Raw genomic sequence first — 21133 nt, forward strand, 5'->3', positions numbered from 1 at the left:
GTCCGAGTTCGTCCGCTCCATCCAGGCCCGCCAGGGCCTCCTGGTCGGCTGCCTCGAGGAGATCGCCTGGCTCCAGGGCTTCATCGACGCCGACAAAGTCCTCGCCCTCGCAACCCGATACGAGAAGACCAACTACGGCGCGTATCTGAAGCGGGTGGTCGAGGCCGACCGCTAGGTCGCGAGGCGCGAGGCCCGGCGATCCGATGACGCCCGCTGCTTCAGCATCGCGCCGGCGTCGAACCGCAGCGATCGCCGGTGACACCGGCGCGGGTCTTCTCGTCGTCGGCGCCTTCCTTCTGACTGCACTTCCGCTCTGCTGGCTAGGCTACGGGGCCGACAACGACTCGTATCTGACGCTCGACGCCGGCACCGCCACCTGGGTGAACGGTGTGCCGACCATGTCGCGCCACCCGGGCTATTGGCTGCACGAGCTGATCGTGTTCCTGCTCGATCGGACCGGCGGTGCACTCGCGGTGAATCTCGTCACGCTCGCGGTCTCCGCGGCGGCGCTCTGGCGGCTGTGGCGGCTCGCCGGGCCGGTGCCGGTCCCGTGGCGGGTGCCGCTGCTGCTCTGCCTGGCGCTGAACCCGTGGTTCCTGGCCGCCTCCACCAGCGCCATCGACTACAATTTCGCGCTGCTCGCCCTGATCCTGGCAGTCGAGGCGGCCGTGGACGGACGCACGGCCGCGGCAGGGCTGCTCGGAGCGCTGGCACTTTGGTTCCGTCTCGCCTCGCTGCTTCCGCTTCTCGGCGGGCTCGCCGGAGCCGTCATTGCCGAGCCGTCATGGCGAACGGCCCGTGCTGCGCTCGCCGCCGCGGCGACCAGCCTGGTGATCGGGGGAGTGATCTATTGCCTGTCCTGGTCCACCTCCGGCGGCGACCTGTCGTTCCTGCAGGCGCATGCCGGGCCGGATGAGATGTGGACGCCCGCCCTGTGGCTCGGGCGGGTGATCTACAAGCCGCTCGCGCTGCTCGGTCTGCCGGCGACGCTTTGGGCCCTCGCCCTGGTGGTCTTCTGGAGGCGCGACGTCGATACGATCGGCGGAAGCGACGGCCGCGAGCGCCGGCTGTGTCTCGCCGCGTCGGGCGTGGTGCTTGCGACCGGCGCGCTCTATGCCCGCTACCCGATCGAGACGAGCTATCTTCTGCCGGCGCTGGCTTTCGGCCTGGTCGTCGCCGGGATGGTGTTTCGCAGGCGGTCTCCATGGGGCGCATGGATCCTGCTCGGCCTCGTCGCGCTCAACAACATCGTTGCGATCCAGCTCGCCGCGCCGGATCGGATCGGGCGCGCCACGGCAGCGCGATTCGAGATCGCCGTGGTGCCGGGCGTGCTCGCGGCCGACATCCGGACACGGCTGGCGCTGGTCGGCTGCCGCAGCTTCGCGTGCTGGCTCGACCGGACCTCCGGTCGGGAGGCGGACGGTCACGCTTCTCCGCCCGCGGGTTCGTAGGACGACGGTCACGTCCCACCGCCGGACAGGAGAAGCCGCGACAGCATCGCACGATGACAGGCGAACTCCACGATATCAGGGGCCGGTCGCAATCCTCGACACGCGCCCCACCGCCTCGCCGGCGAATGTGTCCGAGGCATCGCCTGCGATCCGGCCCCGCCGGCCGGCTTGTCTCAGACCGCGATGCGCACGCCCGGCATGTCGACCTGCGTGGCGATCCAGGAATAGGTCGCGGCGATCCCGCGCCGCAGCGGCCACGCGGCCCGCCAGCCGAGCGACTCGATGCGGGCATTGCTGAAGTTGCGCGACTGCACGCCGACCGGCCCGTCGACGTGACGGATGCGGATGCGCTTGCCGGCGGTCGCGGCCGTCGCCGCGACCAGCTCGTCCACCGTCACGTATTCGGGATTGCCGATGTTGACCGGGCCCTCGAGATGCGACTGGGTCAGGCGGAAGATGCCGTCCACCATGTCGTCCACATAGGTGTAGCTCCGCACGGCGGTGCCGTCGCCCCACACCTCGACCTCGCCGCCGTCCGGCGCGCAGGCGACCTTGCGGCAGATCGCGGCGGGGGCCTTCTCGCGTCCGCCCTGCCATGTGCCTTCGGGACCGTAGCAGTTCTGGAACCGGGCGATCCGGACCGCCATGCCGGTCCGACGCGCATAGGCCAGCGCGATGCGCTCCGAGTAGAGCTTCTCCCAGCCGTATTCGTTGTCGGGCAGGGCCGGGTAGGCCCCGTCCTCGGCCATCTCGGGCTCGCCCGGTCTCATGTCGCGGTAGACGCAGACGGACGACGAGTAGAAGTAGCGCGGGACACCGAGGCGTGCGGCGGCGTGCGTCATGTGCACGTTGATCAGCACGTTGTTGTGCATGATCTCGCATTCGGCCCCGTGGATGAAGCCCATTCCGCCCATGTCGGCCGCGAGCTGGTAGACCTCGTCCGGCACGCCGCCGGGGATGCGCAGTGCGCGCTCGCACTGGTCGGGGTCGCGCAGGTCGAGGGTGCGAAAATCGTCGGCCGCCGTGGGCGCGAACTCCGGGACCTTCAGGTCGACCCCACGAACCCAGTAGCCCTCGCGCCGCAAGCGTTTCACCAGATGGCTGCCGATGAAGCCGCCCGCTCCGCACACCACTGCAGTCCTCGCCATCCAGTTCCGCTCCGTCGACTCTTCGATTCCGGATCCGGAGTCGGCCGTGCCATCGGCGGCTCCGTTCGGCGATAATAACATAACTCTCTTGTGATAATGTGGGAAGATTGTGGTCGGGCGGAGTCCGGTGCAGGCCGACGGTCCGGCGCGGAGAGACCGGTGCAGAGGAAAAGGACGACATGAGCATACTCGTGACCGGCGGCGCCGGGTACATCGGCAGCCACATGGTGCACGCCCTGGTGGATGCCGGGGAGCGGGTGGTGGTTCTCGACGACCTGTCGACCGGGTTCCGCTTCGCGGTGCCGCCGGAGGCCGCCCTGGTGGTGGGCGACACCGGCGACGCGGCGCTGGTGTCGCGGCTGATCGCCGAGCACGGGATCGAGGCGATCGTCCACTTCGCCGCCTCGATCGTGGTGCCGGAGTCGGTCGCCGACCCGCTGCGCTACTACCGCAACAACACGGCCAACTCGCGCAGCATGATCGACTGCGCCGTGACGGGCGGGGTGAAGCACTTCGTGTTCTCCTCGACGGCGGCCGTCTACGGCAACCCGGCCCGGGTGCCGGTCGCCGAGGACGATCCGCTGGCGCCGATGTCGCCCTACGGCTCGTCCAAGCTGATGACCGAGATCATGCTGCGCGACGCCACGGCGGCGCACGGGCTCGGCCACGTGATCCTGCGCTACTTCAACGTGGCGGGGGCGGACCCGCTGATGCGCACCGGCCAGTCGACCCGGAACGCCACCCACCTGATCAAGGTGGCCGTGGAGGCGGCGCTCGGCCTGCGCGGGAAGATCGACGTGTTCGGCACCGACTATCCGACCCCGGACGGCACCTGCGTGCGCGACTACATCCACGTCTCGGACCTGGTGGCGGCGCATGCCGACGCGCTGCGCCATCTGCGCTCCGGCGGCGCGCCGGCGACGCTGAACTGCGGCTATGGGCGCGGCTTCTCGGTGCTGGAGGTGATCGAGACGGTGAAGCGGGTCTCCGGGGTCGACTTCCGGGTCGATCTGGCGCCGCGCCGCCCGGGCGATCCGGCCGCCATCGTCGCCGCCTGCGACCGCGCCCGCGAGATCCTCGGCTGGCAGCCCCGCTGGGACGACCTCGACACCATCGTCCGCCACGCCCTCGACTGGCAGCGCAAGCTCGGCACCATGAACCTGTGATGTGAGGCACGCGGAACGGGATGATCGACCGACGCGGCTCGGCGTCGACGTGGCGGTGACGCCGCGTGGTGGCGGCGCCGATCGCCTCTGGATCATTCCGTGAGCGATACGTTATACAGCAAGAATGACGCGTATCATCGACGGGGAGTCCCCCTGAACGGTCCTCCGCCACACGAGATCGGTCGCATGGCCGGCAAGCCGCATGTCATTGCCTTCGTGCAAGGAAAGGGTGGTGTCGGCAAGACCACCATCGCGGTCTCTGTCGCCGCCGAGCTGAAGAAGCGCGGGGCGATGCTCGGCCTGGTGGACGCGGATCCGCAAGGCTCGGCGTGCTCCTGGGCCGAGACCGGCAAGCTCGCCTTTCCGGTCTGGCGCCTGCCGCTCGACGAGCGGCCGGTGACCACCTGGGTGGCGCAGCTCGGCCGCGTGCCGGGCCGGGTGGTGCTGATCGACTCGGCCCCGAACGACCGGGCGCTCGGCGCCTGCGTCGCGGTCGCCGACACGGTCATGGTGCCGTGCGGCCCGTCCGGTCTCGATCTCGACGCGACGTTCAGGACCATCGGGATCATCGAGGAGGTACGACGCCGGCGCCAGACCTCCATGAGGGTGATCCTGATCCCGAATCGCGTCGATCTGCGGACCCTGGAGGGGCAGCAGATCTCCGAAGAGCTGAAGACCGCGGGCGAGATCGTCAGTGCGCCCGTCGGAAATCGCACGGCCTTCGTCCGCGCGTTCACGACCGGGCATGCCGTCAACCAGTTCGCGCCGGGCAGTCCCGCCGACCGCGACATCCAGGTCCTGTGCAATACCCTCGAGACCGTGATCCGCGCCGCGCCGCGGCACGCCCGGCCGGCGTGAGCCAAGCCTCCGATTCCGGTGGTCCGTCGTGACTCGTCCCGTTGGGCTGCCGTCACGTCGTACAGCCCGCGGTGCCCCGCTTCACGACGGTCGGCCCGTGTGATGATAACATGGCGAGGACTGCGGCCCCCGGTTGATTGTTGCGGGGCTTGCCATCATGTATGATACATGGCGATGAGATATCGTCCGGCATGCCTTTCGTGGATCGGCTGCGCCGCCCTCGCGGTGGTCGCGGCGCTGGTCGCGGTCGACGCGTTCGCGGGTCTGCGACCCGGCGCGATCCGATCCGGATCGTTCCAACTGGCGGCACCGTCGGCCGGAACGCCGCCCGGCGGTGCGTCGCTCTGGACGGTCCTGCTCGCCTCGATCGACGATTCCGACGACGACGCGAGCGTCTGCGCGCCCCCGCCGTCCTGCGCTCTCGCGACGCGCGCGGACGATCGCGCGCCTCCCCCGAGCCACCGCGGTCCTCCGGTCGCGGCCGCTCGCGCCGTGCCGGCGCGTGCGCTGCCGCCCGCCAGTGCCCGCGGGCCGCCGGCACGGCGCGCCACGGCTGCTCGCCTTCACGTTTCGTCCTGGATCTGACGGGGGCTTCCGTACGGGACAACGCCCCTCTGGAAGGATCATCATGCGCTCCCAGACCCACAAAGAGCAGGTCACCATCGCGGCGCTCCTGGATCTCATCCGGCTGATGGGCGCCGAGCTCGTGCTCGGCGGCCCCGCCGAGCTGCGCCGCTTCGAGGCGGCGGTGCGCCGGAAGCTCGGCCGGATCGACCTGTCCGCGTATCCGCCGGACGTCGCGCAGGCGGGGATCGCCGAAGCGCGGGCCCTCGTCGACCGCACGCTCGCGACGCTGCGGCGGCAGACCCTGCAGCGTTGCGAGGCGAATCGCCGGAGCCTTCCCCGCCGGGTCGTGCACTGAACGGTCGCGGCGGCGGCCGATCAGTGCAGAACCGGCGCTGCTGCCGAACCTGCGCCGATCCGGCACGCCGCGGCGTACAGCGTAAGCCGGATGCGCAAGCCGCTGACCCGGGTCTCGGCGTCGATCGTCAGCACGGCGGGCGGCGCGAGCGGCTCCACCACCTTGCGCTCGACGATTTCGTCGGCCGGCAGCCGCTGGCCGCGCTGTCGCATCTGCGCCAGCGTCGGCGCCGCGCCGTCCTCCGGATGACGGGCGATGTCGACGACCGCGAGCTTGGGCAGCCCCCGCTCCCGGTGACAGCGGCGGTCCTCCCACACGATCCGCTCGGGCGCTCCGGCGGCGCGATCGAGATCCGGCCATTCGGCCGCGATCACGCCGTAGAAGCGATGATCGATCGCGTGATCGGAGATGCGGAGGCGCAGGACCGTGCGGGCGCGATCGGTCGACGCGGTTGCTCTCGCCGCGGCGCCGCCGGGCAGCACTTGCGCCGGCAGCACCTGCGCCGTCACCCAGTGCCGGACGCCGAACAGCGCGGGATCGTCGGACGCGGCTGCGATCGGCGCGGCGCCGGCCCCGAGGCCGAGCAGGAGAGCGGCGGCGATCCGCGGGCCGGCCCCCGGCTTCAGCGGCACACCGCTGCGCGCCGCGGGGTCGGGCAGGTCGGCACGCGCATGGGCGCGCCGGCGCAGACGTCGCTCCGGCACGGGCGCTTCCGCCAGCGATAGCCGTAAGGGTAGGGCTGGGCCCAGAAGGACGCCGGCGCGACGTCGTCCCGGCCGTCCGGGACGACGGCCGGCGTCGCCGTCGCAAGCGGCGCGGCCGGCAGCGCGGCCGCCGGCGCCACCGGCGCGACGAGGCAGAGCAGGAGAGCGGCGATGAGGGGCTTGCGGAGCATGCGCGGTCTCGCGGTGGCGTCGATCCGAACCTCGGGGCGTCACCTGCGTGGTACCGGCGCAGCGGCGGCGCCGCTCACGCGATCTGCTCCCGTGCGCGGACGATAACACGGCCCGAACGCGATTCCATCATGCGCATGTGAATTCACATGATGGATCGCGACGATGCGCCGCCTCCGAGGCGACCGCCATGCGCCGGCCGCCTCACAGCGAGCGGGACACCGCGAGCGGCCTGGCGTGGCGGGGATCGGGAATCGGGGTGCGGCCGGAGGCGCCGTAGGTCTGCGGCGCGGCCGTGCGGGTCAATTCGCCGGCGACGCCGCGGACGATCCCTTCCGAGACCGCGTGGGCGGTGGCGAGCGCGGCGAGGTTGCGCTGCAGCCGGTCCTGGAACGCCGCGTGCCGCTCCTTCACCCGGTCCATCTCGCCGCCGAGCTCGCCGCGCAGCCGCGGCAGGCTGTCGCGCAGCCGCAGGCTGTCGGCCAGATAGCGCCGCGCATGGCCGTTCTTGGCCTGCGACAGCCGCGCCACCTCGGAGAGCCGTCCGGCCCGCACCAGGCGGTCCTCCTCTTCGAGCACCTCGGCGAGCGCCGCGATGGTCTCGTCGAGCGTGCGGATCACGTCGCGGGCCTCCTCGGCGGAGGCGATGGCCGGCTGGGTCATTGGACGCTCCCTGGGGTCTGTGGCTTGGTGCCGGTGGCGCTGCGGGCCTCCTGCTGGGCGAGCAGGGCCGTGTAGACCTCGCGGGCGATGCCGATGCCGCCCGCCTTGACGGTCGACTTGGCGTACTCGTCGATCAGGAACGAGCGCCACATGCCGGTCGCCTGCGAGTTGCCCATCGGGCCCTCGTCGCCGATGCCCGTGAACATCTCCTGCATCATCGAGTTGAGGAACACGGCCTCGAAGTCCTGGGCCTGGTCCCACGCCCGCTCGGCCGGGGTCTTGGCCGGCGCGGTGCGGCTCGCGCCGGCGGCGTACACCGGCAGGGCGCCGGTCTTCACCGAATCGAGCGCCATGGCGGCGGAGGGCGGCAGGCTCGGCAGGGTGCTCATCACATCACCTCCAGGTCGGCCTGGATGGCGCCCGCCGCCTTGATGGCCTGCAGGATCGCGATCAGGTCGCGCGGGCCGATGCCGAGCGCGTTGAGCCCGTCGACGAGCTGCTGCAGCGACACGCCTTCGCGCACCACGGCGAGCTTGTGGCCGTCCTCGTTCGCCGTGACGTTGGTGCGCGGCACCACCACGGTGCGGCCCTCGGAGAACGGCGCCGGCTGGCTGACCTCGGGCGATTCCGAGATCGTCACGGTGAGGTTGCCCTGCGCCACCGCGACCGTGGAGACGCGCACGTCGCGGCCCATCACGATGATGCCGGAGCGCTCGTCGACGATGATGCGGGCGAGCTGGTCGGGCTCGATCTGCAGCTGCTCGATCTCGGTGAGCATGCCGACCACGTTGCCGGTGTACTCCTTCGGGACCGACAGCTGCACGGTCGAGGGGTCGATCGGCTCGGCCACGGGCATTCCGAGGAAGTCGTTGATCGCAGAGGCGATTCGCTTCGCCGTGGTGAAGTCGGGATTGCGCAGCGCCATGCGCACCTGGGTCAGGCGGTTGAGGGCGAACTCGATCTCGCGCTCGATGATGGCCCCGTTGGCGATGCGCCCGACGGTCGGCACGCCGCGCACGATCTTGGCGGCCTCGCCCTCGGCCTGGAAGCCGCCGATGGCGAGCGAGCCCTGCGCCACCGCGTAGACATTGCCGTCGGCGGCGAGCAGCGGGGTGATCACCAGGACGCCGCCCTGCAGGCTCTTGGCGTCGCCGAGCGCCGACACGGTGACGTCGAGCCGGGTGCCCTGAGTGGCGAAGGGTGGCAAGTTCGCCGTCACCATCACGGCCGCGACATTGCCGGTGCGCAGCGTCTGGCCGCGGATGTTGACGCCGAGGCGCTCGAGCATCGCCTGCAGCGACTGCTTGGTGAAGGGCGAGTTGTTGATGGTGTCGCCGGTGCCCTGCAGGCCGACCACCAGGCCGTAGCCGATCAGCTGGTTCTGGCGGACCCCTTCGACATTGGCGAGGTCCTTGATGCGCGAGGTGGCGCCGGCCGGCGGCCCTGCGAGCAGGGTCGCGGCGAACGTGATCGCGGCCAGTGCGGAAATCAGTCGTGCCCGCATCGCTTGCTCCTCGGACGGCGTGACGCCAAACCGGTAGCGAGGAGCGTGCCAGATGGAGAGACCCTGTTTACCATTGGAAAGACTGGCGAAATTTTCGGCGCCCGGGGCCCGGACCGGCAAGGAACGGATGCTCCGCCGGTCCGACCCGGCAGGAATTGCCGAGTGTTAACGCCGGATTAACCATTACGGCCCTCAATGGGCGGGAGCCTCGGAGGAATCGCGGCCATGCGCATCACCGGACCCAGCGGACCCACCTCGACCAGCCACGGGACGTCGGTCCGGCGCACCGGCGCAGGCGGCTTCACGCTGCCCGACTCGGGCGGGGCCCAGGCGCCGGCGGCCACCGCGGCGTCGCGCCCGCTGGCCGGCATCGATGCGCTCATCGCCTTGCAGGGCGTGGAGGATCCGACCGAGCGCCGGCGCCGGGCGGTGGTGCGGGGGCGCTCGGCCCTCGACATTCTCGACGAGATGAAGCTGGCGCTGCTGGCCGGCAATCTCGATCCGGCGATCGTGGCGCGGCTCGCCGGCATCGCGGCCGGCCTGAAGGAGACGACCGGGGACCCGGGCCTCGACAGCGTGCTGGCCGAGATCGAGCTGCGGGTCGAGGTCGAGCTCGCCAAAATGAAGTCGCCCGGCGGCGTCTGAACGCCGCCCGCCCGGTGCGCCGCTGCGCTGCGCGGCCGAATCCTCGCACAGCGAGAAAAACTTCACTTGGCGGTCGCGGGATCAGGCTCAGACCCGTCTTGTGCGGTATCCAGATGGCGCCGGCGCGGGCTGCGCCGACCCGCGGTCCGCGCCGCCGCGGCATATACTGTGATCATCGAACGGCGCCGGGATTAATCCAATCTGTTGTTGTCGTTATGTCGCAACGCTTGTATATAGCGTCCGCATCCGACGATGAATCGACCAAAGAAGTCGACAGGAAGGAAACGGGACGGCCGCGTGGGAGTGAGCGTGTCATGCGCCTGGAGACGAACGGGATTTATAGGCCTACGGACAAAGAACCCTTCATGAACGAGCGGCAGCGCGAGTATTTCCGTAACAAGCTGCTATCGTGGAAGGAAGATATACTGCGGGAAGCGAAGGAAACACTTCAGCACCTGCAGGACGAGAACCAGAACCACCCGGATCTCGCCGACCGTGCGTCGTCCGAGACCGAGCGTGCGATCGAGCTGCGGGCCCGTGACCGGCAGCGCAAGCTGATCGCCAAGATCGATGCCGCCCTGCAGCGGATCGAGGACGGCACCTACGGCTATTGCGAGGAGACCGGCGAGCCGATCTCCATCAAGCGCCTCGAGGCGCGCCCGATCGCCACCTTGTCGCTGGAGGCGCAGGAGCGCCACGAGCGGCGCGAGCGGGTGTACCGCGACAACTGACACCGTGCCCCGGCCGGGGCGCGGGCCGTCCACCACGGCGGACCCGCCTCGGCACGACCCCGCGCCTCGCCCGTCGGCGGGGCGCTTTTGCATTGAAAAGACGGATGTTTCCGGACCCGGGACGCCCGGATCCCGGGACGCCCGGACCCGGCGGCCTCAGCGGCGCGGCCGGTAGGGCCGCACCCGGACCGTGGCCGAGCGGGCGGCGCGGCGCGGCGCCACGTAGCCCGGGGTCGCGATGGTCGGGTCGTAATAGGTGACGGTCGCGGTGCTCGGGATCGCGCCGGGGGCGCGCACGCAGCGCTTCGCCGGGACGCAGGTGCCGTCGTGGCCGCAGATCGGCGCGCAGTAGGTCGCCGGCTGCGCCCAGCCGTAGTCCCAGGTCCCGTAATAATGCCTGTAGTCGCAATAGGGTGCGCAGCTGACGGCGGTCTGCGCCGCGGCCGGGCCGGCGACCGCCGCAAGCCCGGCGAGGCCCAGCAGCGCGGCCGCGAAACGCTTGTTGATCAAGACCTTGGCGACCAGAACTCTAGGCATCGGGACCTCGCTGATTCGCGGCGACCGGGCCGGACCTCGCAGTTGTAGAGCAAGTCCGGCCCGAACGGGACTCGCGATCGCGCCGCCGGAGGCGATTTCTCTCGACCGTGGAGGGTGTTCCGGCCCGGCCGCCGGCGCGCCGGCCGGCTCAGATCGTCAGCGTGCCGGCCGTGGCGGCGGCGTAGCGCTCGCCGACCTTGCCCCAGTTCACCGTGTTCCACCACGCCGCGAGATAGTCGGGCCGCCGGTTCTGGTAGGTGAGGTAGTAGGCGTGCTCCCATACGTCGTTGCCGAACAACACCTTTTTCCCGTCCATCAGGGGCGTGTCCTGGTTCGGCCGCGACTCGAGCGCCAGCTTGCCGTCCCGCGCCACCGTGACGAAGACCCAGCCCGAGCCGAACACCCGGCCGCCCATCCCATTGAAATCGCTCTTCAACTTGTCGAACCCGCCGAGATCGCGGGAGATCGCCTCGGCGACCGGGCCGGAAGGGGCGCCGCCCGGCGATCCCGACCCGCCCGGGCCCATCACCTGCCAGAACATGGTGTGGTTGGCGTGGCCGCCGCCATTGTTGCGCAGCGCGGTGCGGATCGCCTCGGGCATGTCGGAGAGCTTCGCCAGGATGTCTTGCAGAGGCATTCCAGCGACTTGGCCGTGGTCCTTCACGGCCGCGTTGAGGTTGTTCACATAGGCCTGGTGGTGGCGGTCGTGATGGATCTCCATGGTCCGGGCGTCGATGTGGGGCTCCAGCGCCTTGGCCGGGTAGGGCAGCGGCGGCAGCGTGAAGGGGCCGGAGGCCGCCTGGGCGAAGCCGATTCGGGGCATCGACAGGGCCGCGGCCGCGACCGCGGTGCCGACCAGAAAGCTGCGACGATGGAACGACATAGGGGGGCTCCTTCGGTCCGGACGGGGGGCCGCGCGGCGTCGCGCCGGCGGCTTCGGGCAGGGCAGGCTAGCGTCCGGGCGAGACGCCCGCGAGACTTTCGGGGCGCCCACACCGAAGCGTGATCGCCCGGCCGGAAAGCCCTCTGGATCAACAGGTTGCGAGATCGGCCAGGGCGTCCCGCAGGGTCGCGACGACGCTCGCCCAGTCGCCCAGGCGGGGCTGGCGGAACAGCCGGGCGGTGGGGTACCAGGGCGTGTCGGCGCGCCCGGTCAGCCACCGCCAGTCGGGCGAGAACGGCAGCAGAATCCACACCTTGCGGCCGAGCGCCCCGGCCAGATGGGCGACCGCGGTGTCGACCGAGACGACGAGGTCGAGGGCCGCGATCGCCGCCGCCGTGTCGGCGAAGTCGGCCAGGGCGGGCCCGAGCGGGACCACCCGCAGGCGCTCCAGCAGGATCTCGTCTCCCTCCCGCAAATCCCTCTGCAAGCTCACGAAATCCACGTTCGGCAGATCCGCCAGCGGGGCCAGTGAGGCGAGCGGGATGGAGCGGTGGCGGTCGTTGGCGAAGACGGGGTTGCCGGCCCAGGCGAGGCCCACCCGCAGCGGCCGGCCGGCCGCCCGGGCCGCGGCCGGGGCGACCCCGGGGGCGGGCCCGGAGGCCGGATCGGCCGCCGAGCCGCCGGCCGGCCCGTCCGCGGGCGCCCTCGTCGTCTCCCTCGTCGTCCTCGTCCTCGCCGTCCTCGTCGTGTCCTCGTCGTCGGTCGGGACGGCGAGGGCGGCGGCGAGGCGCGCCGCCATGGCGGCGACCCGCTCGGGCGGGGCGGCGAGATAGGGCACGGTCGCCGGAATGCTGTCGACTGTCGTCTGGAAACCGTGGGGCAGGCTGAGATAGGGGCAGTGGAGGTCGTGCGCCGGCGGGGCGGTGCGGTCCCAGACCACCACCGAGACGCCGTCGCCCGCGAGGCTGTCGAGCAGCGGCTTCAGCGGGGCCGTGACGGCGCAGACCACCCGGGCGCCGCGCGCCGCCAGCAGCGGGGCGTAGCGGACGAACTGGATCACGTCGCCGGCGCCCTGCTCGGGATGCAGCAGCACGGTGCGGCCGGCGACCGGCTCGCCGGCCCAGGCCGAGGCGGCGAAGCGGCCGCGCAGCTCGGCGAACTCCGGCTTGTCGAGCCGGTGGGCGTAGCCGGCGAAGCCCTCGCGCAGCCGGCCGGTCAGGAGCTGCAGCAGCGCGACGTTGAAGCGGATGTCGGCCCGCCGCGGCGCCAGCGTCAGCGCCTTTGCATAACAGGCCATGGCCTCGTCGAACCGGTGCAGCTCGCGCAGCGCGTTGCCGAGTCCGTAGAGCGACTCGGCATTCATGGGATTCAAGGCGACGGCGCGGGCGTGCGCCCGCTCGGCCTCGGCCGGCCGGTCGAGATCGAGCAGCGCGTTGCCGCGGTTGTGGTGCGCGGCGGCGTGGTCGGGCGCCAGCGCCAGCGCGGCGTCGCAGGCGGCGACCGCCTCGGCGCAGCGGTCGAGCCCGCGCAGCGCCACCGCGAGATTGCACAGCGCCTCGGGCGAATCGGGCCGCTGCTCCACGGCGCTGGCGAGCAGCAGCACCGCGTCGGCGAAGCGCCGGGTCGCGCAGCAGATCAGGCCGAGCTGATGCAGCGCGTAGAAGTCGTTGCGGTTCTCGCGCAGCGCCGCGATCAGGCGCTGCTCGGCCTCGGCGAGCCGCCCGGCCTCCTGCAGCCGCACCGCCTCGACCACGGCGGGCCGCGGCGGCGGATACCGTCTGGTGCTCCCGGTCGTGCTGTTGGCCATGCGCCGGCTCCCGCGGCACCGAATGCGTCGCCGCGCTCCCGATCGAGCCACCCTATGGTTAACGAAGCGTTGCAGCTTCGCGAGCGCGGCGCGGCACGCGGGAACTCGGCCCGCGCCGCGCGTGCTCCGCGGGTGGGAGTCAACCAGGGGTGGTCGATGCGGAGCAGGGTTGCGGACCCCTGCCGTCGAAACGCCGCTTCGGCTCCCTATATGTCTCCCGAACCGCCCGCCCTTCCGGCGGGCGTCGTGCTTTGTGTGTGGATGGTGATGCGACAAGAAACCAGAGTGCCGCGGAAGCGGCCGCCGGGCGTGCGGCGTTTCGACGAGATCGACGACTGGATGGCCGGCGACGGCCATCGCCGGAGCAAGGGCAAGGGCGTATAGGGCAGGGGAGCCGCAGCGCGCAGCAGCCTCGCAGCCCGGGTCGCGTGAAACGAAGCCCGGGCCTTGCGGCGCGGTCCTGCGGCGCGGTCCGCCCCGCATTCCGCTGCGCGTCATGCAGGCTACGATCCTGCGATCCCGGCGGCGACGGACGCGGCCCTGTGGCGAGGACATCATGACGGTATCGGGCGACGACGACCTCCAGGGACTGAAGGAGATCGGCCGCATCTGCGCCGACACGCTGCGGGTGATGGGCGAGGCGATCGAGCCCGGCATCACCACGCGCGAGCTCGACCGGATCGGACGCGACGTGATGGAAGCGGCCGGGGCGCGTCCCGCGCCGGAGCTGGTCTACGGCTTTCCCGGCGCGACCTGCATCAGCGTCGGCGAGGAGATCGCGCACGGCATCCCGGGCGACCGAAAAATCCGGCCGGGCGAGCTCGTCAACATCGACGTCTCCGCCGAGAAGGACGGCTACTTCGCCGACACGGCGGCCTCGTTCGCGGTGCCGCCGGTGACGCGCGCGGCCGAGCGGCTGTGCCGCGACGGGCGCCGGGCCATGTGGACGGGGCTGCGCCAGGTCGGCACCGGCCGGCCGCTGGCCGGCATCGGCCGCGCCGTCGGCGCCTTCGCGCGCAAGAACGGCTACACGCTGGTGCGCAATCTCGCCAGCCACGGGGTGGGCGCGTCGCTGCACGAGGCGCCGACCGAGATCGCCACCTGGCCCGACCCCTCCGAGCGCCGGATCATGACCGACGGCCTGGTGTTCACGGTCGAGCCCTTCCTGTCGCTCGGCGCCGAGCTCGCCGAGGACGGCGACGACCCCTGGACCCTCTACGCCCGGCCGCGCGCCCTCACGGTCCAGTACGAGCACACCGTCGTCGCCACCCGCAACGGCCCGCTGATCCTCACGCTGCCGGGACGATAGCGCGGCGCGGGGCGGGCGCTGCGGGGACGAACGAGTCGCCCGCATAGGTCGGTTGCCCGGGCGTCCTCCGACGATGCGGCGCGTGATACGACTTCCGCATTATCAACCCGGTCATTCCGGGACGACGCGGAGCGTCGGACCCGGAATCCAGCCCAGAATGCCGAGTTCGGAGCTGGATTCCGGGTTCGCGCCGGAGCCTGCACTCGGGCGGCGCGAAGCGCCGACCCGGGTGGCGCGCCCCGGAATGACGGATCATGCAAAGCCCTCCGCCGGGGAGCGGGGGAGAGGTGAAGCGAGGGTGCCGCAGCCGCCGCGCTCCCGCCCTCACTCGTGCCGAGCCGGCCCGCGTGGGGGAGAGGCGTGAACCCGCGCCGATCGGATGGATTTGATATGAACCGTCGTCGTGATCTGTCAGGAGATCCCGCGTGAGCGTCGCCTTCACCCGCGAAGACAGTGCCCAGACCGCGTCGGAGACGCAGCTCCCCGACCGGCCGATCTCGCCGCATCCCAACCTGGTCACGGCGGCCGGGCTCGCGGCGCTGGAGCGCCGGCTCGCCGAGGCCCGCGCGGCCTGCGCGGCCGCCCAGGCGATCGACGACGTGAACGAGCGGCGCCGGCAGGAGGCCGCCCCGCTGCGCGATGCGCGCTACTTCGCCGAGCGGGTCCGCACCGCCCGGGTGATCGCCGATCCGACGTCGACCGACGCCGTCGCGTTCGGCAGCACGGTGACGTTCCGGCGCGCCGACGGCCGCGTGCAGACCTATCGCATCGTCGGCGAGGACGAGGCCGACCCCAAGGCCGGATCGATCTCCTTCGTCTCCCCGGTCGCCCGCCTGCTGATGCGCAAGGCCGTGGGCGATGTCGTGGGCACGGGGGATCAGGAGCTGGAGATTCTTGCCATTGCGTAGCGGGGGAGGGGCGTCGCCCGGGCGGAGCGCAGAGACCGACACGCGCTGGCCGCGACGTCCTTCGTAGCCCGGGTCGAGTGCAACGAAACCCGGGATCCGCGGCGCGGTCGGTTTGGACGCCGGATCGGGCTCCATCCGGGCCAGGATCGGCTTCGCCTGCCGTCTGGCGCGTAGCCCCAGCGACGTCCGGAGCGGCGGCGGAGCCCCGGGTTTCGTTGCACTCGAGCCGGGAATTGAGTGCACTGTCGCTGTAATTCTCTGCCACTGTAATTCCCGTAATTCCCGGCATGGACGGGGAGGATCGCAGGCAGGTCGCTACTCGAGATACGTTCCGGAGGTGCGCAGATCCGCAATCTCCGCCGCGATCGGCCAGAGTGGCATGCTGACGCAGTAAAACGGGGCTGAATTCTCTGGCCCAGAGCAGCACGAGAGACTCGAGGGGGCAGGGCAGAAAGTGTCCTGAGCAGGCGGATATGACCGACGAGCCGTCACGCCGAACGCCGTTTCCGGCGTGGGACGAAAAGCGCTTGCGCGCTGCCACCCGCGCGGCTGGTGTTTCATTATGGTCGTGGAACGTCGATACCGACGCCATCACCATGGATGAGCGCGCTTATGAGCTGTGGGGAATTGGAAAAAGCACACGAGAGATCACGTTCGAAACCTTATCAAAAAACATCCACCCGGCCGACCTCAAGAGGGTGAGGTCGGCGTTCGCCGCTACGCGGGCGATCGTCGGAGCTTATGAAATCGACTTCCGGATAATGCACGACACGGCTTTACGGTGGATATCCGCCCGGGGGCAGGGCAGCGACGCCGATATCGCCGAGCGGGTCATGTTCGGCGTCTTCCTCGATGTGACCCAACGCAAGCAGGCCGAGGAAGCCAATGAGTTGCTCGCTGGCGAGATGAGCCACCGGGTGATGAACCTGCTGCAGATTGCAACCGCGCTCACTCACATCACCTCCCGCTCGGCTGAGACGAAGGAGGAGATGGCGCAAGATCTCACCAGCCGATTGATGGCGCTCGGGCGCGCGCAAACCCTCGTTCGCCCGCTGCCCGGCCGGAAGACCGACGCCGCCCTTCTCGGTGACATTCTTGCAATCGTCCTTGCGCCTTACGACGAGAAGGGCGCCACCGTTCGCGTCCGTGTCTCGGTGCCGAAGGTAAACGTAGGCCCAGCGTCGAGCACCGCGCTGGCCCTGGTCGTCCATGAACTCGCGACAAATGCCGCCAAGTACGGTGCGCTGTCGACCGAACGCGGCAGTCTGGACGTGTCGTGCAACGTCCATGATGATGACGTGGTCCTCATCTGGACCGAACGCGGCGGTCCGGCTGGCGCGGGTCCGTCGAAACGATCGGGCTTCGGCAGTAAGTTGGTCACCCAGAGTGTGACTGCCCAACTCGGCGGCTCCATCGCCTTCGACTGGTCACACGAGGGGGTTGTGGCCACGTTGCGTATGAGCAAGCAGCACCTGACAAAATAGCCGGCGAATTACGGCGAATTACGGAATTACGGGAATTACGGTGACAGTGCACTAATTGCTCCGCCGCCGTTGCCCCGGCCACGGCGCCTCGGCCGTCGCCCTTCGAGGCCCGGCTTCGCCGGGCGCCTCAGGGTGACGGGGCCAGTCATCCGTAGCCCCGGTCGAGTGAAACGAAACCCGGGATCCGCGGCGCGATCCGCTCGCACGCCGCTTGCGCTGCATTCGGGCCAGGATCGGCTTCGCCTGCTGTGTGGCGTGCCGGTCGCAGCGACGTCCGGGGCGGCGGCGGGAGCCCCCGGGTTTCGTTGCACTCAACCCGGGCTACGGCTTGCTACGCTTGCTGCGGGTCCCTGAGATCGGCACCAGGTCGGCTCCGTGCCAAAAACAGTCATACACTTGGCGGGAAAACACGCCGCACGGCCCAAATGAGCCAATCGATGAAAAGCGAGACATACATAATTATTAGGATCAGAATTGACCAAAAGATAAAAGGAAAAATCCCTGATACCTGGTCCTCATAGCTGCCACCTTGCGAGTAGCATGAATGCGGTGGCGTTCTGGCCGTATACTGCAAGCAGAACGCCAGGATGAGGGTCAGCGTTGATAGAATTAGGTTCGTTTTGGCGATCCCATCACTTCGGGAGCAAAGGACCGGAAAGAGCACAATCAGTAACGCAATCCAAACAGATGACCAAGTATGCGTCCCGTCAATTGAGAAAGTAAGAGCCTGACTGGAACAGGCTTCGTTATAGGTAGTGGCTGCGAGCAGGTTCGCCCAATAGAAGAGCGCGCCCGTGAGGCTAAATGCCGCGAGCGTACACACACGAACCAAAAATTTCGGATTACCGAGCAAACCGGAAAACCATAGCAATCTGCGAGCGCGCAGTTTGCCGACCCGCGGAGGCACAATCACGGCACGCCCATTCACACGCCATCTGACCAAGCTCGTGTCTAGCAGGCTGCGACGGGTTCGATCAACGGCTGGGCAGATGTGGAATGCCCGCTATGGGGCATGACCCGACAGGCTCGCCATGACCCCAAGAAATCCAGTCTTGCGGAATTACAGTGACAGTGCACTGATTGCTTCGGTGCCGTTGTCCTGCTCCGTGCGGCCAAGTGAGTGATTCTCGACTACGACAGGGCCGCATCCTTCGAGGCTCGGCTTCGCCGGGCATCTCAGAGGCTGTGAATCTTTCGATTTTCGCACTTTTCGAGCTGAGTCAATCAACGACTTAGCTGGGCTGAAAACGCCGAAAACTGGAAAGTTTCACAAGCTCTCAGGGTGACGGGGCCGGTCGGAGTCCGCGACCGCCAGCGGGATGCCTCGTGCCGTGACGACCCGCATTCCGCTGGCGCCTCATGCGGGCTGCGGGGTACCAACCATCCGGCTCTCCGCCCGGACGAGCCCCACCACACCCCCCGAGGACTTCCGCCGTGGACATCCCGCGGATCTTCACCGTCAGCGAAAGCGCGCACCGCATCCATAATCCGATCACCCCGGACAAGCTCGCGACGCTCGGCGCGGCGTTGCGGATGGAGGCGGGGGCGCGGGTGCTCGATCTCGGCAGCGGGTCGGGCGAGATGCTGTGCACCTGGGCGCGCGATCACGGCATCGGCGGCACCGGCATCGACATGAGCCCGCTGTTCACGGCGCAGGCGCAGCGCCGCGCCGTCGCGCTCGGCGTCGCCGACCGGGTGACGTTCGTGCACGGCGACGCCGCCGGCCATGTCGCCGACGCGCCGGTCGACGTGGCCGCCTGCGTCGGCGCCACCTGGATCGGCGGGGGCGTCGCCGGCACGGTCGCGCTCCTGGAGCGCAGCCTGCGCGCCGGCGGCCTGATCCTGATCGGCGAGCCGTTCTGGCGGCGGCTGCCGCCGAGCGAGGCGGTCGCCAAGGGGTGCCTCGCCGGCGCGATCGCCGACTTCCTGCTGCTGCCGGACCTGCTCGCCGCCTTCGGCCGGCTCGGCTTCGACGTCGTCGAGATGGTGCTGGCCGATCAGGACGGCTGGGACCGCTACGAGGCGGCCAAGTGGCTCACCATGCGCCGCTGGCTCGATGCCCATCCCGACGACGCCTTCGCCCCGGAGGTGCGCGCCACCCTGACCGCCGAGCCCGTGCGCTACGCCACGTTCACGCGCGAATACCTCGGCTGGGGTGTGTTCGCGCTGATGCGGCGGTGAGGGGGCGGGCGGAGACGGGGTGGGCCTCCGGCGGCCCCCGCGACCCGCCGCTCGCTCCGCAGCCCGGGTCGCGCGAAACGAGACCGGGGACCGGCGGCGCGGTCCGCCCCCCATTCCGCTGCGCGTCATGCCGGCTGCGATCTCCCGCGGCAGACGCGTTCGGCCCGTGCTACGGGCTCGTCCGGCACGCGGGCTCTCGCCCGCCGCGCCGCATGGCGTCGAGCGTGTCGTTGCGGATCCAGATCCAGGTTCCGGACGGCGCCCGGCAGGGTGTGTAGTCGGCCTTGAAGGCCGGGTTCGCCCAGATCCCGGTGTCGCTGACGGACGGGCTGGGCAGCAGCCCGCGGCCGAGCAGGATGGCCTCCGGCCGCATCCGCATCACGTAGTCGCCGTCGCCCGCCTGATGGGCGTAGCCGAGGCTGCGATTGCGCTTGCCGTGGAGCGCGATGTGGCGGTTGTTCAGGCCCAGCATGTCGATGGTCGGCAGGCCCGAGAAGTAGGGCGTGATGCCGGCCGCGCCGAGTGCCACGGTCGATCCCGGCGGAAGCGACGCCTTGAGCCACAGGCCGGTGCTCTTCCGCTCCGGATAGGCGCTGCGCCAGGCCTCGATGTGCTGCCTGATCGGCAGCTTCCAGGAGCTCGCGCGCGCGGTCCCCTGGCCGTAGGACCAGAACAGCGCGGCGAACGCGCAGATCAGCACCGGGGCGACGATGCGCAGATCGTCGCGAAAGGCGTGCACGATGGTCAGGTAGACGAGCGGAAGGATCGCGACATACATCCTGAACCCGACCATGTTGTCGCCGCCCTGGATGGTGACCTGCGCACACCACGCGAGCAGGATCGTCAGCACCGGCAGGGCGGCGCCGCCGAGCCGGCGCCAGCGCAGCACGAAGGCGAGGGCCGCGAGCACGACGATCGGCAGGTAGAACCAGGCGAACAGGCCGGAATAGGCCGCGCCCTGGCCGAGATTGGCGAGGCCGGCACCGGACTTCGCATGGTAGGTCGCCGGCAGCCATGAGCCGTAATAGAGCCGCGTCGCCACGTAGGCCGGCGCGAGCGCGAGGGCGAGCGCCAGCGCCAGCCCGAGCCCGCGCCGCCACGATCGCTCGACGCGCGCGACGTGGAGCACGATCACGGCCGCGATCAGCGCCCCTTCCGGCCGCGTCAGGATCATCAGGGCGAGGACCGGGAGCAGCCATCGGCGGCCGCTCGGCGTCTTGCCGGCGGCGTCGAACAGGACGGACGCGGCGATCACCACCAGGCCGGCGAACAGCAGGGTCTCGAGGCCGTTGCCGGAATAGAACGCGACGTCGCCGGTGAGCGCGAGGCCGGCGGGCGGCAGCAGGGCCCGGACCGGCGAGAGGCCGATCGTCCGCCCCGCCCACCAGGTCGCGACGAGCGTGAAGGCGCCCGCCGCGAAGCTCGCGATCTCCATCGCCTCGGGGAGGCCGGACGTGAACGGTGCCGCGGCGGCGATGAGCCACGGCCACAGGAGGCTGGAAAACCCCTGGACCGGATCGCCGTTGTAGGTCAGGCCATGGCCCTCGTAGAGGTTGGCCACGTAGACGAGATAGATATAGGCGTCGTCGCACGGGGCGTAGACGGCGCCGGCGTGGAGCCACAGCCCGGCGATCAGCGGCACGAGGAGGACGGGCGCGAGCGAGCCGGCCGGGCTCGCCCGGAACAGCGCGAAAGACGATGACTGCGGCATGGTCGTACTCGCCCGAACGGGCGCGGAGCTGTCGAAACGAGAGGGTCCGGACGCGCCGGACAAAACCGTTCGAATCGAGACGGCAATCGAACGACGCGGATGGTAGCGGCCGGCCGCACGGTCCGGAAGCTCGTGAGGACACGGACCCTCGACCGGTCCTCCCGGGCGGCGCGCCGCGCGCCGCGGCGGATGCGGCCGTGAGCGGAGGCTGCGGACGCCGCCGTCTTCCCGCTTGGCACGCGGCGGCGCGCGGATCATGCTGAGGGCGCCCGCGGCGGCGGGGGTGGGATGCACGGCGCGGCCGTGCGCGGCCCGATCGCCTTCGCCGTGCT

20 protein-coding genes are annotated in these 21133 nt (G+C 70.3%); 10 read left to right on the forward strand and 10 right to left on the reverse strand.

From position 1 onward, the window contains the following. The first annotated feature begins 203 nt into the window (after positions 1 to 203). Positions 204 to 1451 carry a hypothetical protein gene (locus J2S22_RS30015; protein WP_272780879.1) on the forward strand — a complete coding sequence of 416 codons (1248 nt, stop codon included), beginning with the start codon at positions 204 to 206 and terminating at the stop codon, positions 1449 to 1451. A gap of 173 nt (positions 1452 to 1624) precedes the next feature. On the opposite strand, the gene J2S22_RS30020 is transcribed toward J2S22_RS30015, so the two are convergent. Continuing rightward, entirely contained in the window at positions 1625 to 2599 is a 975-nt protein-coding gene (locus J2S22_RS30020) for an NAD-dependent epimerase/dehydratase family protein (protein WP_272780878.1), read from the reverse strand. Between the two features lie 179 nt (positions 2600 to 2778). Here J2S22_RS30020 and galE point away from each other — a divergent pair, with 179 nt between their 5' ends. The 3 genes from galE to J2S22_RS30035 all read left to right on the forward strand — a co-directional run bounded on the left by galE (position 2779) and on the right by J2S22_RS30035 (position 5545). Next, on the forward strand, positions 2779 to 3765 hold the full coding sequence (gene galE / locus J2S22_RS30025; RefSeq protein WP_272780891.1) for a UDP-glucose 4-epimerase GalE: 987 nt from the start codon (positions 2779 to 2781) through the stop codon (positions 3763 to 3765). 186 nt (positions 3766 to 3951) lie between these two features. Then, a complete protein-coding gene (locus tag J2S22_RS30030; RefSeq protein ID WP_272780346.1) occupies positions 3952 to 4623 on the forward strand; it encodes a nucleotide-binding protein in 672 nt (223 codons plus the stop codon). A gap of 628 nt (positions 4624 to 5251) precedes the next feature. Continuing rightward, positions 5252 to 5545, forward strand: a complete 294-nt coding sequence (locus J2S22_RS30035; RefSeq protein WP_272780345.1) for a hypothetical protein — start codon at positions 5252 to 5254, stop codon at positions 5543 to 5545. A 20-nt stretch (positions 5546 to 5565) separates the two neighbouring features. Here the strand turns inward: J2S22_RS30035 and J2S22_RS30040 are convergent, their stop codons facing one another. The 5 genes from J2S22_RS30040 to J2S22_RS30060 all read right to left on the reverse strand — a co-directional run bounded on the left by J2S22_RS30040 (position 5566) and on the right by J2S22_RS30060 (position 8605). Next, a complete protein-coding gene (locus tag J2S22_RS30040; RefSeq protein WP_272780344.1) occupies positions 5566 to 6054 on the reverse strand; it encodes a hypothetical protein in 489 nt (162 codons plus the stop codon). A gap of 113 nt (positions 6055 to 6167) precedes the next feature. Continuing rightward, positions 6168 to 6440: a hypothetical protein gene (locus tag J2S22_RS30045; RefSeq protein WP_272780343.1), complete on the reverse strand. Its 273-nt coding sequence runs from the start codon at positions 6438 to 6440 to the stop codon at positions 6168 to 6170. 202 nt (positions 6441 to 6642) lie between these two features. Beyond that, a complete protein-coding gene (locus J2S22_RS30050; protein WP_272780342.1) occupies positions 6643 to 7101 on the reverse strand; it encodes a hypothetical protein in 459 nt (152 codons plus the stop codon). Then, positions 7098 to 7490: a rod-binding protein gene (locus J2S22_RS30055; protein ID WP_272780341.1), complete on the reverse strand. Its 393-nt coding sequence runs from the start codon at positions 7488 to 7490 to the stop codon at positions 7098 to 7100. Before J2S22_RS30055 ends, J2S22_RS30050 begins: the two co-directional genes overlap by 4 nt. Next, positions 7490 to 8605: a flagellar basal body P-ring protein FlgI gene (locus J2S22_RS30060; protein WP_272780340.1), complete on the reverse strand. Its 1116-nt coding sequence runs from the start codon at positions 8603 to 8605 to the stop codon at positions 7490 to 7492. The genes J2S22_RS30055 and J2S22_RS30060 overlap by 1 nt, the downstream gene beginning before the upstream one ends. A 225-nt stretch (positions 8606 to 8830) precedes the next feature. Between J2S22_RS30060 and J2S22_RS30065 the strand changes: the two genes are divergently transcribed. Then, positions 8831 to 9250, forward strand: coding sequence for a flagellar assembly protein FliX (locus J2S22_RS30065; RefSeq protein ID WP_272780339.1), 420 nt, complete (start codon positions 8831 to 8833; stop codon positions 9248 to 9250). 314 nt (positions 9251 to 9564) lie between these two features. Beyond that, positions 9565 to 9981 (forward strand): RNA polymerase-binding protein DksA, encoded by a 417-nt coding sequence (gene dksA / locus J2S22_RS30070; RefSeq protein WP_272780338.1) that lies wholly within the window; start codon positions 9565 to 9567, stop codon positions 9979 to 9981. A gap of 156 nt (positions 9982 to 10137) precedes the next feature. On the opposite strand, the gene J2S22_RS30075 is transcribed toward dksA, so the two are convergent. From J2S22_RS30075 to J2S22_RS30085, 3 genes are all read right to left on the reverse strand, one after another. Beyond that, positions 10138 to 10518: a hypothetical protein gene (locus J2S22_RS30075; protein WP_272780337.1), complete on the reverse strand. Its 381-nt coding sequence runs from the start codon at positions 10516 to 10518 to the stop codon at positions 10138 to 10140. 148 nt (positions 10519 to 10666) lie between these two features. Beyond that, positions 10667 to 11401 (reverse strand): superoxide dismutase, encoded by a 735-nt coding sequence (locus tag J2S22_RS30080; RefSeq protein WP_272780336.1) that lies wholly within the window; start codon positions 11399 to 11401, stop codon positions 10667 to 10669. 148 nt (positions 11402 to 11549) lie between these two features. Next, complete coding sequence (locus tag J2S22_RS30085; RefSeq protein ID WP_272780335.1) at positions 11550 to 13208, reverse strand: tetratricopeptide repeat protein; 1659 nt, start codon at positions 13206 to 13208, stop codon at positions 11550 to 11552. 556 nt (positions 13209 to 13764) lie between these two features. On the opposite strand from J2S22_RS30085, the gene map reads away from it, so the two are divergent. From map to J2S22_RS30105, 4 genes are all read left to right on the forward strand, one after another. Continuing rightward, positions 13765 to 14517, forward strand: a complete 753-nt coding sequence (gene map, locus J2S22_RS30090) for a type I methionyl aminopeptidase (protein ID WP_272780334.1) — start codon at positions 13765 to 13767, stop codon at positions 14515 to 14517. A gap of 425 nt (positions 14518 to 14942) precedes the next feature. Continuing rightward, complete coding sequence (gene greA, locus J2S22_RS30095) at positions 14943 to 15425, forward strand: transcription elongation factor GreA (protein ID WP_272780333.1); 483 nt, start codon at positions 14943 to 14945, stop codon at positions 15423 to 15425. Positions 15426 to 15898: 473 nt separating this feature from the next. Beyond that, on the forward strand, positions 15899 to 16909 hold the full coding sequence (locus tag J2S22_RS30100) for a sensor histidine kinase (RefSeq protein ID WP_272780332.1): 1011 nt from the start codon (positions 15899 to 15901) through the stop codon (positions 16907 to 16909). 1434 nt (positions 16910 to 18343) lie between these two features. After that, the gene (locus tag J2S22_RS30105) at positions 18344 to 19090 is read left to right on the forward strand and encodes an SAM-dependent methyltransferase (RefSeq protein ID WP_272780331.1); all 747 of its coding nucleotides are present in this window, start codon (positions 18344 to 18346) and stop codon (positions 19088 to 19090) included. A gap of 169 nt (positions 19091 to 19259) precedes the next feature. On the opposite strand, the gene J2S22_RS30110 is transcribed toward J2S22_RS30105, so the two are convergent. After that, positions 19260 to 20801, reverse strand: coding sequence for a DUF8728 domain-containing protein (locus J2S22_RS30110; RefSeq protein WP_272780330.1), 1542 nt, complete (start codon positions 20799 to 20801; stop codon positions 19260 to 19262). Positions 20802 to 21133: the final 332 nt, after the last annotated feature.

The sequence above is a fragment of the Rhodoplanes tepidamans genome, assembly GCF_030813915.1.
GTDB lineage: Bacteria > Pseudomonadota > Alphaproteobacteria > Rhizobiales > Xanthobacteraceae > Rhodoplanes > Rhodoplanes tepidamans.